Genomic DNA, 15,594 nt, shown 5'->3' on the forward strand with positions numbered 1-15,594 from the left:
CAGGGGTCTTCCCCTCACCTTCCATCCCAACCGGAGCAAGGCCGTGACCGTTTCCCGCATGAGTGATCTGGATCTGCGCGACCAGCGCGTATTGATCCGCGAAGATCTCAACGTTCCCATCGAGCACGGCCGGATCACCTCGACCCAACGTCTCAAGGCCGCCTTGCCCACCTTGCGGGCCGCGCGCGACGCCGGTGCCCGCGTGCTGGTGATTTCGCATCTGGGCCGGCCCAGGGAAGGTGAATTCGATCCCGCCGCCTCGCTGCAGCCCGTGGCCGAATGGCTGGGACAGACCCTGGGCAGCCCGGTGCGACTGGTCCGGGATTATCTGGATGGCGTCGAGGTCGCCCCCGGCGAAGTGGTCGTGCTGGAAAACTGCCGCATGAATCCCGGCGAAGCCAAGGATGACCCGGCCCTCGCCAAGCGTTATGCCGCCTTGTGCGATATTTTCGTCATGGATGCCTTCGGCACCGCCCACCGCGCCCAAGCCTCCACTCATGGCGTGATCCAATATGCCCCGCGGGCCGTGGCCGGCCCCCTGCTGGCCGCCGAACTGGATGCACTGGGCCGTGCCCTGAAGCAACCGGCCCATCCGCTGCTGGCCATCGTTGCCGGCTCCAAGGTATCGACCAAGCTGGCCCTGCTGGAAAGCCTGGTCGGCAAGGTCGACCAGCTGATCGTCGGCGGCGGCATCGCCAATACCTTTATTGCCGCCGCCGGCCATGGCATCGGGCGTTCGCTGTACGAGGCCGATCTGCTGCCGGCCGCCCGCAAGGTCATCGCCGATGCCAAGGCCCGCGGTGCCGAGGTGCCGATCCCGGTCGATGTCGTGGTGGCCCGCGAGTTTTCGGCCACCGCCACGGCCACGGTACGGCCGGTGGACCAGGTCGGTGACGATGAAATGATTCTGGACATCGGGCCGGCCACCGCCGCCCAGTATGCCGAGCTGATCGTCAAGGCCGGCACCGTGGTCTGGAATGGTCCGGTCGGCGTCTTCGAATTCGATGCCTTCAGCAAGGGCACCGAAGTGCTGGCCAAAGCCATCGCCGCCAGCAAGGCCTTCTCGATTGCCGGCGGAGGCGACACCCTGGCCGCAGTAGACAAGTACGGCGTGGAAGCCGGGATCTCGTATATCTCGACCGGCGGGGGGGCTTTCCTGGAGTTTCTGGAAGGTCGGACGCTGCCGGCCGTGGCGGCTCTGGAAGCCCGCTCGGCCGCTTGATGACCGCTTCGCGTCCGCTCCAGATCGGGGCGGACGCGCGGTGACTCAGTAGCCGCGGGAAACGGCGTAGTCGGCCAGAGCCGCCAGCGCATCGCGCCACTCGGAGGGCGGCAGCTCGGCCAGCGCCTCATGGGCCTGCGCCGCGTACTTCAAGGCCACCGCGCGAGTGCGTTCCAGCGCACCCGAGTTCTGGATCGCGAGGATGATCTCGTCCAGCGAGGTCAGGCCGCCCTGTTCCACCGCGTGACGCAGGGTTTCCAGCAGCTCGGGGGCGGCGCCTTCCATCGCGTAGATCAGCGGCAGCGTGGGCTTGCCTTCGGCCAGATCATCGCCGATGTTCTTGCCCAGGGTGCTGGCATCGGACATGTAGTCCAGCAGATCATCGGCAATCTGGAAGGCATAGCCCAGGGCCATGCCATAGCGGCGCAGCGCCTGCACCTGGCTTTCCGGCATATCGCCCAGCACCGCGCCCAGCTCGCTCGCGGCCGCGAACAGCACGGCCGTCTTGCGCTCGATCACGGCAAGATACGCCGCCTCGGCCACGTCGGCATTGCCGATGTTCAGCAGCTGCAGCACCTCGCCTTCGGAGATGGTATTGGTGGTATCGGCCAGGATCCGCATGATCCGCGGCGAATCCAGTTCCACCATCATCTGGAACGAACGCGAATACAGGAAATCACCGACCAGGATGCTGGCCGCATTGCCCCACAGGGCGTTGGCCGTCTTGCGGCCGCGGCGCAGATCCGATTCGTCGACCACGTCGTCATGCAACAGGGTCGAGGTGTGGATGAACTCGATCACCGCCGCCAGCTTGATGTGATCCTCGCCCACATAGCCCGCCGTATGCGCGGCCAGGATATGCAGCATCGGGCGCAGGCGCTTGCCTCCGCTGGCGATGATGTGATCGGCGATCTGGTTGATCAGGACGACATTGGATGACAGGCGGTCCCGGATCAGCTGGTCGACCCTGCGCATGTCGGGCGCCGCCAGCTCGCGCAAAGCGTCAAAATCAAGGGATCGATCATGTGCAACAGTGGCGGTCATGGCGTAATCAGTGACGAGGTATCGATGGATTATAGAGGGTGCGCGCGAGAAACGCCGCGTCAGAGGGATGCAACAGCAAACAGGCCTGTGAATCTATACTACCCGCCATGTCTACAAAGCCGACTTCCACCCGTTCGAAATCGACCAAACTGTCCAAACTGGAGCTTCGCAGCGCTCTCACGCTGGCCTGCGTCGTCAGCCTGCGACTGTTTGGCCTGTTCCTCATCATGCCAGTGTTTTCACTTTATGCCCAACGCATGCCTGATGCCACGCCCTGGCTGATCGGCATGGCCCTGGGCGTCTATGGGCTGGGCCAGATCCTGCTGCAGATTCCGCTGGGCATGCTGTCCGACCATATCGGCCGCAAGCCGGCCATCAGCCTGGGCCTGCTGGTCTTCGCCATCGGCGGCGTGGTCGCGGCCTGCTCCCATACGCTGACCGGCATCGTGCTGGGCCGGGCCCTGCAAGGCATGGGTGCCGTCGCCGGTGCCGGCAGTGCCCTGCTGACCGACCTGACCCGCGATGAGAACCGCAGCAAGGTGATGGGCATCCTGGGGGTGTCGATCGGCCTGTCCTTTCTGCTGGCGCTGATCCTGGGGCCGCCGCTGGAAGCGGCTACCGGCCTTTCCGGCCTGTTCGGCTGCACCTCGGTCCTGGCGCTGGCCTCGCTGGTATTGCTGTGGCTGATCGTGCCGACTCCGACCCTGACCCGTGCCCCGGCCGCGGCCGGCCCCTCGGAAATCCTGCGCATGCTGTCCGATTCGCGCATGCTGGCCCTCAATGGCTCGGTGTTCTTTCTGCATGCGGTACTGACGGCGGCCTTCGTCGGCCTGCCGCTGCTGCTGGCCGACCAGTTGCAGCTGCCGGTGAGCAGCCACTGGAAGCTGTATCTGCCCGTGATGCTGTTCGCCGCCCTGGTCATGGGGGCATGCATGCGACGGGCCCAGGACATCGGTCAGGCCCTGCGTCTGGTCCGGCTGTGCATCATCGCCATCGCGCTGGCCTTGCTTGGGCTGGCCTTTGCCGGCAGCCGCCTGATGACACCGGCGATCTGCATGGCCGTGTTCTTCTCGGCCTTCAATCTGCTGGAAGCGATCCTGCCCGGTCTGGTGTCGCGGCTGGCACCCGGCACCATGCGGGGCGCCGCGATGGGCGCCTACTCCACCAGCCAGTTCATGGGCGCCTTTGTCGGTGGAGCCCTGGGTGGGCTGATACTCGGCGACGGTGGCTTCGAGGCGATCTTCATGGCGGCGGCGGCCCTGTGCCTGCTGTGGATCCCGCTGATCCTGTGGGGTGCTCCCCGCATCGCCAATGCACCGCAGTTGCGGACCTGACCGGCCGCACCGCCACTGGAGCGGCCGGTGTTCGGCCGCTCCAGTGGCACCTCAGAATTGCAGTTCCGCCCCCAGCATCACCGCCCGTCCCGGACCCGGCTCGAAATAACGGCTGTTGCCGTCATCCACAATCACCGAGCCGATGTAACGCCGGTTGGCCAGATTGTCCAGCCGCGCGCTGAGTCGCAGCGTGGAGGGATGCAGGTCGAACACCCAGGCCGTATCCAGACCGACCAGCATATAACCCGCTGCAAAAGCCGTATTGCCGTCATTGGCCGGGGTCGAGCTGGTGCCGCTCAACTCCAGGCCCTGTTGCCAGCCATAATGCTTGCCGTGCTCCAGCCGCAGCGAGCCATAGCTGGAGGGCACGCCCGGAATCCGGTTGCCGGGCACGATGGCCTGGCTGCTGCCCTGGCCTTGCGATTCATACGTCGCCTGCAGATGGGTATAGCCCGCCACCAGCCGCATATCGTGGCCCACATCACCGGTAAAGGACAACTCATACCCCTGCCGCCGAGTACGCCCCAGGTTCTGATAGGTGGCGCGACCGTCGGTATTGCCATAGACCGCCAGCTCGTCGCTGGTATGGCTGAGGAAGACCGCGGCATCGACTTCGATGCGGCGGGTCGGCTGCCACTTGGCGCCCAGCTCATAGTTCTGGCTCATCGAAGGGCGCAGATTGAAGGCCAGTCCCGGCGCGCCGTCGGCCCGGTATCCCAGCTCGTTGTAGGTCGGACTCTCGAAGCCTTTGCCGTAGCTGGCGTAGACCCGCAGATTGTCCAGCGGCCGGAACTGCACGCCGGCTACCGGCGTGGTCGCGCCATAACTGGCCCTCCCGCTGTCATTGCCGTTGGCCAGATAATGGTCATGCTCATTGAAACGGATATCGTCATGACGCGCGCCCAGCATCAGGCTCCAGCGGTCGGCGAAATGCCAGTACCACTGCACGTACTGGTCCAGATCGTAGACGTCATCATTCTCGTTTCGGCGCAGATTGCCTTTCACACCCAGCTGCAGCGGATGCAAGGCCGGCCCGATGAAATTCTCGTAGCCGCGTCGTGCCTGGTCCTGCATGTCGTAGGTCAGGCCGACGGTCAGTTCGTAGGGCCGGCCGGCCAGCTCGTCCTGGTGGGTCCAGCGCACCTCGCCGCCACCATAGGCCGTATCCGGATTGACCACCCCGCCGGCATGACCGGGTTTGGTCTTGATGTTCTGCACTGCGGCGGGAATCGAAAGATACTGGGTGATATCGCGCTGTCCGCCGTAGATCATCGCGTGCAGCTGATCATGCTCGCCCAGATGCTGGTCGTAGACCAGTCCGGCCTGGGTCTGATGCGCCGATTTGCGGGTGTTGTACTGGTAAGCCTGAGCCACCGCCTGACGGCGGTTCTCGCGGTACTGGTCCGCCGTCAGTCCCATCGGATCCTGGGCATGCGGCAGATCCATGCTGTTGATCACCAGGTTCAGGCGACCGCCGCTGCCGACATCCACGCCGAATTTGGCATTGAAAGATTCGCGCTGGGCCTGCGAATGCTGGCGATAGCCATCGGTCTGGAAATGGGTGAAGCCGACGTTGTAACTGACCGCCCCCAGCTTGCCGCGGGTGGTGGCACTGCTGGTCAGGGTGCCGTAACTGCCACCGTAGATGCCGACCGTGCTGACCGGGGTGTCGCCGCCATCGGCCGTGAAGATCTGGACCACGCCACCGGACGAGTTGCCATAAAGCGCGGAGAACGGGCCGCGCAGCACTTCGATCCGCTCGGCGGTCGCCAGATTGATCTGCGAGATCTGGCCCTGGCCATCCGGCAAGGTGCCGGGAATGCCATCGGTGTAGACCCGTACGCCACGCACACCGAAGGTGGAACGCGAGCCGAATCCGCGGATCGACAGCTGGGCATCCTGGGCATAGTTCTGGCGATCACGGTCCAGCACCCCGGGAATCCCGACCATGGTCTCGGACAAATTCACCCCAGGCTTGCCACTGGCCGCCGGCTGGACCTGGATCTCGCTGATCGAGGCCGGCATGTCGAAGGCCGGAATATCCATCCGCATCGCGGTGGCATGCACCGTGGCCAGCCGGGGCGCCGGCCTGGGCGTGGCACCATCACTATTCGTCTCGGCCGCCTGCAGGCTGCCGACCAGTCCGGTTGCTATCGATACAGCCAGCAGACGCCGACCCCATCCAGCCCTATGCTGCATAAAACACCTCGCAAGCGCGGAAGCGGCCTCTCCCGCCGCTGCCGCATTCCATCATGAGTGGGTGCAGGTCGAGGCAAGATTCAGAACTGGGCAGCCAGTGGCCTGATCGGCCATCTGATGCCCGATGGACACCAGCCCTGCCCCGACTGAGCCGACAGCAGGATGACAGCCTGCGCATCCGCCCCGCATGCCGGAGCGACCTGCCACCGGTTGAGTACCGGCATAGTGTAACGCCGATCAAGTACACGGTACGGTCCCTGGCTCGGCCTGCCGGAGAGTGGACGAGTTGATCGCATCGCGAACGATATTCCGCGGTAGCGCTTGCGATACCCTCGCACCCACCTCTTCATAGACTGAAGTCGACAGCCGTATCGCCATCATTTTCCCCTCGGCACGTGATCAGACCGATGGCTCGACCGCTGGATCCGAAGTGATGAAACAGCACGAATGACACCAGCCTCTGGCATCATGCCCTTGCCAGAAGATGGCGATGCCCGCCCCGATCCGCAGGCCCGACCTCACCCACTCATATCTTTGGCCGGTCCGGACACCAGCCCCGCACTCCGCCCGGCCGCCCCAAGTCTTGCTTCAGGAGTTCTTTGCCATGTCCATTGCGGCCGGTTCGACACTGATCGAAGTCACCACCACCGTGGCCAGCCAGATCCAGGCACGCGAACTGGCCAGTGTCTTGCTTCAGCACAGACTGGCTGCATGCGTGCAGGTGACGGCCGTCGAAAGCCATTACCGCTGGCAGGGCGAGCTGCAACAGGAACAGGAATACCAGTTGCGACTGAAGACCCGTCAAGACCGTTTCCAGTCCATCGCCCGCCTGCTGGCCGAACGGCATCCGTATGAACTGCCGCAGCTGCTGGCGACGGAGATCACCGGCAGCTCCGAGGCCTATGCGGCCTGGCTGCACCAGCAGCTCGAGGACTGAGCCCCGGACCGTCGGGCGACATCGGGAGCGCCGCCATCGCAGTCTCCCGACACGTTTTTCCGGCTCAGGCCGCCACGATCGCCGGCTGTCCGGCCAGAACCTCGATGATCGAAGCGGCCGCTTCGCGACCGTCATAAACCGCCCGCACCACCAGGTCGGCGCCACGGACATTGTCGCCGCCGGCAAAGATCCGGGCATGGCTGGTCTGCTGCGGCAGCCGCCCGAGACCGCCGGTCAGGATCCGTCCGGAGCGGTCCAGCTCCACGCCGTGGCTGGCCAGCCAATCCGGAGGACTGGGCAGGAAACCGAAAGACTGGATTACCACATCGGCCTCGATCTCGACTTCGCTGCCCTCGATATTGCGCGGCCGGGGTCGACCGTCGCCGGCATCGACCAGCTCGGTTTCCACCACCCGTACCGCCCGGACGCGGCCTTCGGCATCCCCGAGAATGCCCAGCGGCTGGCGCTGGAACAGGAACTGTACACCCTCTTCCTTGCTGTATTTCACTTCGCGCACCGAGCCGGGCATGCTGGCTTCGTCACGGCGATAGATACAGGTCACCGATTTTGCACCCAGACGGATAGCCGTCCTGTTGCAATCCATGCCTGTATCGCCCCCACCCAGCACCACTACCCGCTTGCCGCGCAGATCCAGCGCGCCGTCGCTGACTTCATCGCGCAGCAGTCGCTCGGTATTGGCGATCAGAAAGGGAAGGGCGTCGTGCACGCCCAGCCATTGGCGTCCGGCCAGCTGGCCATCGACATAGGTATAGGCACCGGTGCCGACAAAGACCGCATCGTAATCTTCCAGCAACTGGCCGAATTCGACGTCGCGGCCGATCTCCCGGTTCAGCAGGAACCGCACGCCCATGCCTTCCAGCACCTCGCGACGCGCCCGGACCACGGACTTGTCCAGCTTGAAGGGCGGAATGCCGAAGGTCAGCAGGCCGCCGATCTCGTGCTGACGATCATAGACATCCGCCGCCACGCCCGCGCGGCGCAAGCGGTCGGCGCAAGCCAGCCCCGCCGGTCCGGCGCCGATGATGGCCACCTTCCGACCGGTTTCCACCACGCCTGTCAGGTCCGGGCGCCAGCCCTGGCGCAAGGCCTCGTCGGTCACCCAGCGTTCGATGCTGCCGATGGTGACCGCGCCGAAATCGGTCTGCTCCAAGGTGCAGGCACCTTCGCACAGTCGGTCCTGCGGACAGACCCTGCCGCAGATTTCCGGCAGGGGATTGGTTTCATGCATCAGGCTGGCCGCTTCCATGATCCGGTTCTGCTGGACCAGCTTCAACCAGTTGGGAATGTAATTGTGGACCGGGCAGGCATGCTCGCAGTAAGGATTGCCGCAGTCGATGCAGCGCTCGGCCTGGGTAGCGCCCTGAGCCTGGGCGAAGTCACCCGATATCTCGCCATAGCCCAGCACCCGCACCGCCACCGGCAGCACCCGTGGCGCCTGTCGGCTGACTTGCATGAACTGGAAATTCTTGTCGCTCATCAGGCGGCACTCCTCAACTCGTCGGCCAAGGCCGCAAGGCTTGCCGCCTTGGGCTTGACCAGCCAGAACTTGTACTGCAGGCCGCGGAAGTCGCGCAGGACACGTGCGCCCCATTCGCTGCCGGTAAACTGCACATGCCGCTCGACCAGCCGGCGCAGGTGATGCATGTAATGTTCCATGCCCTCGGGCGAGATGCGCAGGATATCGACCAGTTCATGGTTGTAGCAGTCCACGAACTCACGCTGCTCATCCAGCACATAGGCGAAGCCGCCGGTCATGCCCGCGCCGAAGTTCAGACCGACCTTGCCCAGCACCGCCACCACGCCGCCGGTCATGTATTCGCAGCAATGGTCACCCGCCCCTTCGACCACCGCCAGCGCCCCCGAATTGCGGACCGCGAAGCGCTCGCCCGCGCACCCCGCGGCAAACAGTTCGCCTCCCGTGGCGCCATACAGGCAGGTGTTGCCGATGATCGCCGCCTGCTGGCTGGCAAACGGCGAATCCGCCGGCGGACGTACCGTGATGCGGCCACCGGCCATGCCCTTGCCGACACCGTCATTGGCTTCGCCGATCAGCTGGATATGCAGACCACCGGCATTGAAGGCCCCCAGACTCTGCCCCGCCGCGCCTTCCAGCTTCAGTACCAGCGGCGTAGCCTCCAGACCGCGATCACCATGCACCCGGGCAATATCGCCGGACAGGCGGGTGCCGATCGCCCGATCCGTGTTCTCGATCGGATAGTGCAGCTCCACCGCGCGCCCTTCGCGTACCGCCCGGGCCGCATCGGCCGAGATGCGGGTCGCCAGGGCCGCCGCATCGCGCATCGGATTGCGAGACAGGACGCAAGTCGCGTCCACCCTTGATCCCAGGCTGCGGCCATCCAGCAAGGGACCGAGGTCAAGCTTGTGCTGCACCGGAGTGGCCGCGACATCACGCTGGGCCAGCAGGTCGGCACGACCGATCAGCTCATGCAGGGAACGGGCGCCAAGCCGGGCCAGTTGCTCGCGCACATCCTGGGCGATAAAGCGGAAATAGTTCATCACCATCTCCGGCAGCCCCACGAAATGCTCCTTGCGCAACTGCTCCAGCTGGGTCGCGACACCGGTGGCGCAATTGTTCAAATGGCAGATCCGCAGATATTTGCAGCCCAGGGCCACCATCGGCCCCGTGCCGAAGCCAAAGCTTTCGGCACCCAGCAGTGCCGCCTTGAGTACATCGAGACCGGTCTTCAGACCGCCATCGGTCTGCAGCCGGACCCGCCCGCGCAGCTCGGTGCGGCGCAGGGTCTGCTGGGTTTCGGCCAGACCCAGCTCCCAGGGCGTGCCGGCATATTTGATCGAGGTCAGCGGACTGGCGCCGGTCCCCCCGTCATGCCCGCTGATAGTGATCAGGTCGGCACCGGCCTTGACCACGCCGGCCGCCACCGTGCCGACGCCGGCATGGCTGACCAGCTTGACCGAAATCAGCGCCGCCGGATTGACCTCCTTGAGATCGTGGATCAGCTCGGCCAGATCCTCGATCGAGTAGATGTCATGATGCGGTGGCGGCGAGATCAGACCGATGCCGGGCTTGGCATAGCGCAAACGGGCAATCGTGGCATCGACCTTGTGACCGGGCAGCTGGCCGCCCTCGCCGGGCTTGGCGCCCTGGGCGATCTTGATCTGCAGCACTTCGGCATTGACCAGATAAGCCGGGGTGACCCCGAAGCGGCCCGAGGCGACCTGCTTGATCTTGGACATGCGCTCGGTGCCGTAACGGGCAGGATCTTCGCCGCCTTCCCCCGAGTTGCTGCGTCCGCCCAGCCGGTTCATCGCCGTGGCCAGCGCTTCATGGGCTTCGGGCGACAAGGCGCCCAGCGACATGCCGGCCGAATCGAAACGCGCCAGAATGGCCTCCAGCGGTTCGACCTCGTCCAGCGGTACCGGCTCGCCCAGCGGCTGGATGGCCAGCAGATCGCGCAGGGCCGAGGCCGGGCGATGGTCGACCACCTCGGCATAGGCGCGATAGTCGGCCTCGCTGCCGGTGCGTACCGCCCGCTGCAAGGTATTGATCACGTCCGGGTTGTACATGTGGTATTCGCCACCGTACATGAACTTGTACAGCCCGCCGGCACGCAGCAGCTTGGTATCGTTCCAGGCCTCCAGGGCCAGCATCTGCTGGTCATGCTGCAATTCGGCAAAACCGGCCCCTCCGATCCGCGAAGGTGTCCCGGGGAAACACATGTCCACCACTTCGCGGCCCAGTCCGATGATCTCGAACAGCTGCGCCCCGCGATAGCCGGCCGCGGTGGAAATGCCCATCTTGGACAGGATCTTCAGCAGGCCCTTGCGCACCGCGATCCGGTAGCTGCGCCCGATTTCCAGCACGTCGCCACGGATGTGGCCGTCGCGGCCCAGGTCGAACAGACTCTGGTAGGCCAGCCAGGGATAGATCGCGGTGGCGCCAAACCCCAGCAGGCAGGCGAACTGGTGCGGATCGCGGGTCGTCGCCGCCTCGACCAGGATATTGCACTGTGCCCGCAGGCCCTGCTCGATCAGCTCGTTGTGGACCGCGCCGGTGGCCAGCAGCGGATGGATCGGCAACAGCTCGGGCCGCGGATAGCGATCGCTCAGAAAGATCAGCGTGTGACCCTCGCGGGCCGCCTGGCAGGCTTCGCGACAGATCCGGCGCAGGGCCGACTGCAGGTCTTCGCTGCCCGGATCGAACATCAGATCGATCCGGGGCGTACCCTGGTAAGGAGCCATCGACAGGATCTGCCGCAGTTTGCGCTGCGACAATACCGGCGAGTTGATCAGGATATGCCGGGCATGCTCGAGCCGGGTATCAAAGATATTGTATTCCGGCCCGATCTGGGTGATCAGCGACATGACCAGCTTTTCGCGCAGCGGATCGATCGGCGGATTGGTGACCTGGGCGAAAGCTTGCCGGAACCGGTCCGACAACGGCCTGAACTGACGCGACAGCGCCGCGATCGGGGTATCGTCGCCCATCGAGCCAGTCGCCTCGCCCTCCTGCTCGACCATCACCTTGAGCACGGTTTCACGCTCTTCACGGGTCAGCCCGAACAGTTTCTGGTAGCGTCGAAGCTCCTCCGCCGGCAGCGGCTCGGCCGCCAGCGAGGGATCGATCAGATCCGATTCCAGATAGGTCACACCTGCCCGCAGCCACTCGCGGAATGGCGCGCGGGCCCGATTGATCGCATCGATGTCGGCACTGCTCAGCAAGCGCTTGCCGGCGAAATCAATGGCGATCATCTCGCCCGGCGCCAGCCGGCCCTTGGCCACCACCCGTGCGCTGGGAATGTCCCACAGACCGGCTTCGGAGGCCACGATCAGATGGTTGTCGTCCGAGCGGGCCCAGCGGGCGGGCCGCAGGCCATTGCGATCCAGGGTGCAGGCAGCGTACTGGCCGTCGCACATCACCAGCCCGGCCGGGCCATCCCAGGGTTCGCAGTGCAGGCCGTAGTATTCGTAGAAGGCCGCCAGATCCTCGTCGACATTCTCGCTGGCAGCAAAGGCCGGCGGCACCAGGGCGCGCATGGCTCCCAGCAGATCGAAGCCCCCCATCAGCAGCAGTTCCAGCGCGTTGTCCAGGCTCTCCGAATCCGAACCGTCCTGACGCACCAACGGCCCCAGATCGCCCAGCTCCAACAGCGGCGAGCGCAGAATCGCCTCGCGAGCCTGGGCCCAGCGGCGGTTGGCGCGGATCGTGTTGATCTCGCCGTTGTGAGCCAGCATCCGGAACGGCTGGGCCAGCCGCCACTGCGGCGAGGTATTGGTCGAGAAGCGCTGGTGGAACACCACGGCATCGGATACCAGCGCGGGGTGCCCCAGATCCGGGAAGACCTCGCGCAGATGTCCCAGCGCCGCCATGCCCTTGTAGCCGATGGTATGGGCCGACAGGCTGACGATATAGAAGTGCGCATCATCCCGGAAAGCCAGCTCGGTACGCTTGCGTGCCCGGAACAAGGCACGCTCGAAAGCGGCGTCGGTCATCGTGGCGGCCGGCGTCACAAACACCTGACGCACCCGCGGTTGGGCCTCGATCGCCAAAGGACCGATCGCCGCCTGGTTGATGGCCACTTCACGCCAGCCGGCGGTCAGCAATCCCTCCTCCTGCAGATGGGCATCCAGCCGGGCGCTGGCCTGGTCTTCCTGCGTCGGGTCCAGAAACACCAGACCGGCCGCAAAGCGTTCACCCAGGGCAATGCCGGATTCCTCGGCCAGTGCCCGCAGCCACGCGGTGGGACGATGGATCAGCACGCCCGCGCCATCGCCGGTGATGCCATCGGCATTGACCGCACCGCGATGGGCCAGTTTGGCCAGCGCCGCGAATGCGGTGTCCACCACCCATGCACTGGCCTGGCCATCAATCTGGGCAATCAGACCGAAGCCGCAGCTGTCGTGCTCGAAACTCGCGTCATATAAGCGCGGACTGTATTGCTGAACCAAAGCGCCGTCTCCTGGCTGTTGCAAGGGCGCACACCGCTGCTGCCGCGCGGCAGGGCCGGCGAACCCCGGATTGCAAATACTGGGACAAGGACTTTAAGCACATCCGCAAGCGTTCGTCAAAGGCATTTAGCCGCCCAACGACGACCTCGATGCCATCCCCCGGCTGCGCGACTCCCGGGGAGGCTCGCGGTACCCGTGCCAGTCGGCAATAATGGGCCCATGCCGATACGATTCCGATCTGCCCCCCTGGCCTGCCTGCTGCTTGGATCGATGCTCACCGCCCCCGCCAGCGCCCAGAGCACCCGCAGCCAGCAGGCCCAGGCACGCAAGCAGCTGCACGAGCTGCACCAGCAGGTGCAGGATCTGACCGAAGCCCGAGAGGCCACCCGCAGTCAGCAGCAGAGCGTCACCGCGGCGCTGGCCAGACAGGCCCAGGCCGTGGCCATGGCAGCCAGATCGGTGCGTCAGACCGAGCAGGCCCTCGGAGCCAAGCAGCAGGAACTGGACACGCTGCTGCAACAACGCGACGCACTCAAACTGCAACTGCAGCAGCAGCGCCAGGCCATTGGTGAACTGCTGCGAGCCGCCTACAGCCTGGGCCAGGGCTCGGACCTGCGGCTGCTGTTGGGCGACGATGATGTCGGCCGCATCGCCCGGGCCTTGATGTATTCGCACTATTTCCAGCAGGATCGACAGCGCCGTGTGGCCGCCCTGATGGGTCAGCTGGCCCAGCTGCAGCAGCTGGAGGGGCAGATCCGTGACCAGCAACAGCTCCTGCAGCAAACCCGCCAACTGCGCAGTCGCCAGCAGCAACAGCTCGCCCGGCAGCGGGCTGCCCAGCAGAAACTGCTGGACCAGACCAATGCCCGCTACCAGACCCAAGGCCAGAAACTGGCCGCTCTCCGGCAGGACGAGGCCTCGCTCAACCAGATGCTGGCCAGACTGCAACGCGCCCTCGATGAGGCCGCGCGCGCGGCTGCCCGCGAATCCCGGCAAAATCCGTCGGCGCCGACCAGTCGCGGCAATATCCGCGGCAACCTGCCCTGGCCGGCCAAGGGCGCAGTGCGCCGGCATGGCAATGGCGTCCTGATCGCCGCCGCCCAGGGCAGCGAAATCCACGCGGTGGCACGTGGCCGGGTGGTCTTTATCGGTTTTCTGCGCGGTTACGGCACCCTGATCATCCTCAACCATGGTGACGGCTGGACCAGCGGCTACGGCAATACCGAGACCCAGTTGTGCAAGGTCGGCGACCAGATCGAGGCCGGCCAGACCTTGGCCACTGCCAGCGCCGCCACCGACAATGACAACAGTGGCGTGTACTTCGAGCTGCGCCATCGGCTGACCCCCACCAACCCCGAGGCCTGGCTGAGTGCCCACCGTTGACGCCCTGCGCGACGGGGCGCAGGCTAGAAGCCATCTTGCGCCGAGGAGCCGGACTGACGCCCGCGGCCCCGTTCCATCGCCGCCTGCCACGGCTCCAGCAGATCATTGGAAGAAGATGAAGTTTTCGGAATTCCGGTCCATGCGTTTGTCGATGCTGAGCCTGCTGGGGTGCCTGCTGGCCGCACCGGCCTGGTCAGCCCAGCCCCCCATGCCGGCTCCGGCCGCTTCCGCCGAGGCTCCGACCGGCATGTCGCTTGGCGATGATGATGCGGTCCCTGCCGCCGCCGGAAGCGCCGCCGCCCCAACCGATGCACTGGGCCTGAAGGACATCCGCTATTTCAGCCGGGTGCTGGAAGTGGTCAAACAGGCCTATGTCGACCCCGTCAGCAATCCGACCCTGATGAAAGCGGCCATCAACGGCATGCTCAGCGGTCTGGACCCGCACAGCGCCTTTCTCGACAAGGCCGGCCTGGCCCAGCTGGACGAAGACACCACCGGCCAGTACAGCGGCCTGGGAATCGAGGTCATGGAAACCGGCGGCCTGCTGCGCATCGTCTCGCCGATCGATGACACCCCCGCCTCGCGGGCCGGAATTCTGGCCGGCGACACGATCGTCAAGATCAACGGCAAGAGCATCACCCCTGACAATATCGACAAGCTGTACGAGCAATTGCGCGGCGATGCGGGAAGCAAGATCAGCCTGACCATCGTGCATGCCAGGTCCACCACGCCCATCGAGCTGCACCTGGTCCGCGAGCGCATCACCATGGCCAGCGTCAAGGTACGCGAGCTGGAACCCGGCTATGCCTATATCCGGATCAGCCAGTTCCAGGACGACACCAGCAACGATCTTGAACGCAAGCTGGGCAGCCTGATCCGCAAGTACGGCCAGCCGCGCGGCGCGGTGCTGGATCTGCGTTCCAACCCGGGCGGCCTGCTGACCGCGGCGGTCGGCGTCGCCGACGATTTTCTGGATCGCGGCGGCATCGTCAGCACCCGTGGCCGGCTGCAGGATGCGAACATGCGCTTCGATGCCCATCCCGGCGACCTGCTGAAAGGGGCGCCGATGGTGGTACTGGTCGACAACGGCACCGCCTCGGCCGCCGAAATCGTCTCCGGCGCACTGAAAGACAACCGCCGTGCGCTGATCATGGGGCGCCGGACCTTCGGCAAGGGCGTGGTCCAGACCGTGCTGCCGCTGGATCCCGAGCATGCGGTGAAAATCACCACCGCGCGCTATTACACCCCGAACGGCACCTCGATCCAGGCTGAAGGCATCCAGCCCGACATTCCACTGCCGGAACTTGCCGTACGCAAAGTCGATGATACCGGCAGTTTCGGCATCGGCTCGGAAGCCGATCTGCCGAATCATCTGGCCAATCAGGGCACGACCACCGGCAAGACCACCGATACGGGGGCCGCCGATACGGCACTGGCGACCCGCGACTATCCGCTGTCGCAGGCGTTGAACGTGCTCAAGGCGCTGGCCCTCAACCATGGTCCACCCCCGGTCGCGGCACACTGAG

Annotated in this window: 9 protein-coding genes; 5 read left to right on the forward strand and 4 right to left on the reverse strand. The window is 65.3% G+C overall.

The window, feature by feature from the left end; genetic code table 11:
* Positions 1-58 precede the first annotated feature (58 nt).
* Positions 59-1,222 carry a phosphoglycerate kinase gene (locus tag FRAAU_RS14800; RefSeq protein ID WP_425598094.1) on the forward strand — a complete coding sequence of 388 codons (1,164 nt, stop codon included), beginning with the start codon at positions 59-61 and terminating at the stop codon, positions 1,220-1,222.
* A gap of 45 nt (positions 1,223-1,267) precedes the next feature.
* Here the strand turns inward: FRAAU_RS14800 and FRAAU_RS14805 are convergent, their stop codons facing one another.
* Positions 1,268-2,266: a polyprenyl synthetase family protein gene (locus tag FRAAU_RS14805; RefSeq protein ID WP_014404326.1), complete on the reverse strand. Its 999-nt coding sequence runs from the start codon at positions 2,264-2,266 to the stop codon at positions 1,268-1,270.
* A 107-nt stretch (positions 2,267-2,373) separates the two neighbouring features.
* Here FRAAU_RS14805 and FRAAU_RS14810 point away from each other — a divergent pair, with 107 nt between their 5' ends.
* Positions 2,374-3,600: an MFS transporter gene (locus tag FRAAU_RS14810; protein ID WP_014404327.1), complete on the forward strand. Its 1,227-nt coding sequence runs from the start codon at positions 2,374-2,376 to the stop codon at positions 3,598-3,600.
* Between the two features lie 51 nt (positions 3,601-3,651).
* Here FRAAU_RS14810 and FRAAU_RS14815 read toward each other — a convergent pair whose 3' ends face one another.
* Complete coding sequence (locus tag FRAAU_RS14815) at positions 3,652-5,799, reverse strand: TonB-dependent receptor family protein (protein ID WP_014404328.1); 2,148 nt, start codon at positions 5,797-5,799, stop codon at positions 3,652-3,654.
* 604 nt (positions 5,800-6,403) lie between these two features.
* On the opposite strand from FRAAU_RS14815, the gene cutA reads away from it, so the two are divergent.
* Positions 6,404-6,736 (forward strand): divalent-cation tolerance protein CutA, encoded by a 333-nt coding sequence (cutA, locus tag FRAAU_RS14820; RefSeq protein ID WP_014404329.1) that lies wholly within the window; start codon positions 6,404-6,406, stop codon positions 6,734-6,736.
* Between the two features lie 64 nt (positions 6,737-6,800).
* Here cutA and FRAAU_RS14825 read toward each other — a convergent pair whose 3' ends face one another.
* Together FRAAU_RS14825 and gltB are read right to left on the reverse strand one after the other, a co-directional pair.
* Positions 6,801-8,234, reverse strand: a complete 1,434-nt coding sequence (locus tag FRAAU_RS14825) for an FAD-dependent oxidoreductase (protein WP_014404330.1) — start codon at positions 8,232-8,234, stop codon at positions 6,801-6,803.
* Positions 8,234-12,685: a glutamate synthase large subunit gene (gene gltB / locus FRAAU_RS14830; RefSeq protein ID WP_014404331.1), complete on the reverse strand. Its 4,452-nt coding sequence runs from the start codon at positions 12,683-12,685 to the stop codon at positions 8,234-8,236. Before gltB ends, FRAAU_RS14825 begins: the two co-directional genes overlap by 1 nt.
* 219 nt (positions 12,686-12,904) lie before the next feature.
* Between gltB and FRAAU_RS14835 the strand changes: the two genes are divergently transcribed.
* Both FRAAU_RS14835 and FRAAU_RS14840 read left to right on the forward strand, forming a co-directional pair.
* A complete protein-coding gene (locus FRAAU_RS14835) occupies positions 12,905-14,068 on the forward strand; it encodes a murein hydrolase activator EnvC family protein (RefSeq protein ID WP_041270625.1) in 1,164 nt (387 codons plus the stop codon).
* A 139-nt stretch (positions 14,069-14,207) separates the two neighbouring features.
* Positions 14,208-15,593: a S41 family peptidase gene (locus tag FRAAU_RS14840; protein ID WP_041271216.1), complete on the forward strand. Its 1,386-nt coding sequence runs from the start codon at positions 14,208-14,210 to the stop codon at positions 15,591-15,593.
* The last annotated feature ends 1 nt before the right edge of the window (position 15,594 follow it).

Origin of the sequence: Frateuria aurantia DSM 6220, from assembly GCF_000242255.2 — a bacterium.
Classification (GTDB): domain Bacteria; phylum Pseudomonadota; class Gammaproteobacteria; order Xanthomonadales; family Rhodanobacteraceae; genus Frateuria; species Frateuria aurantia.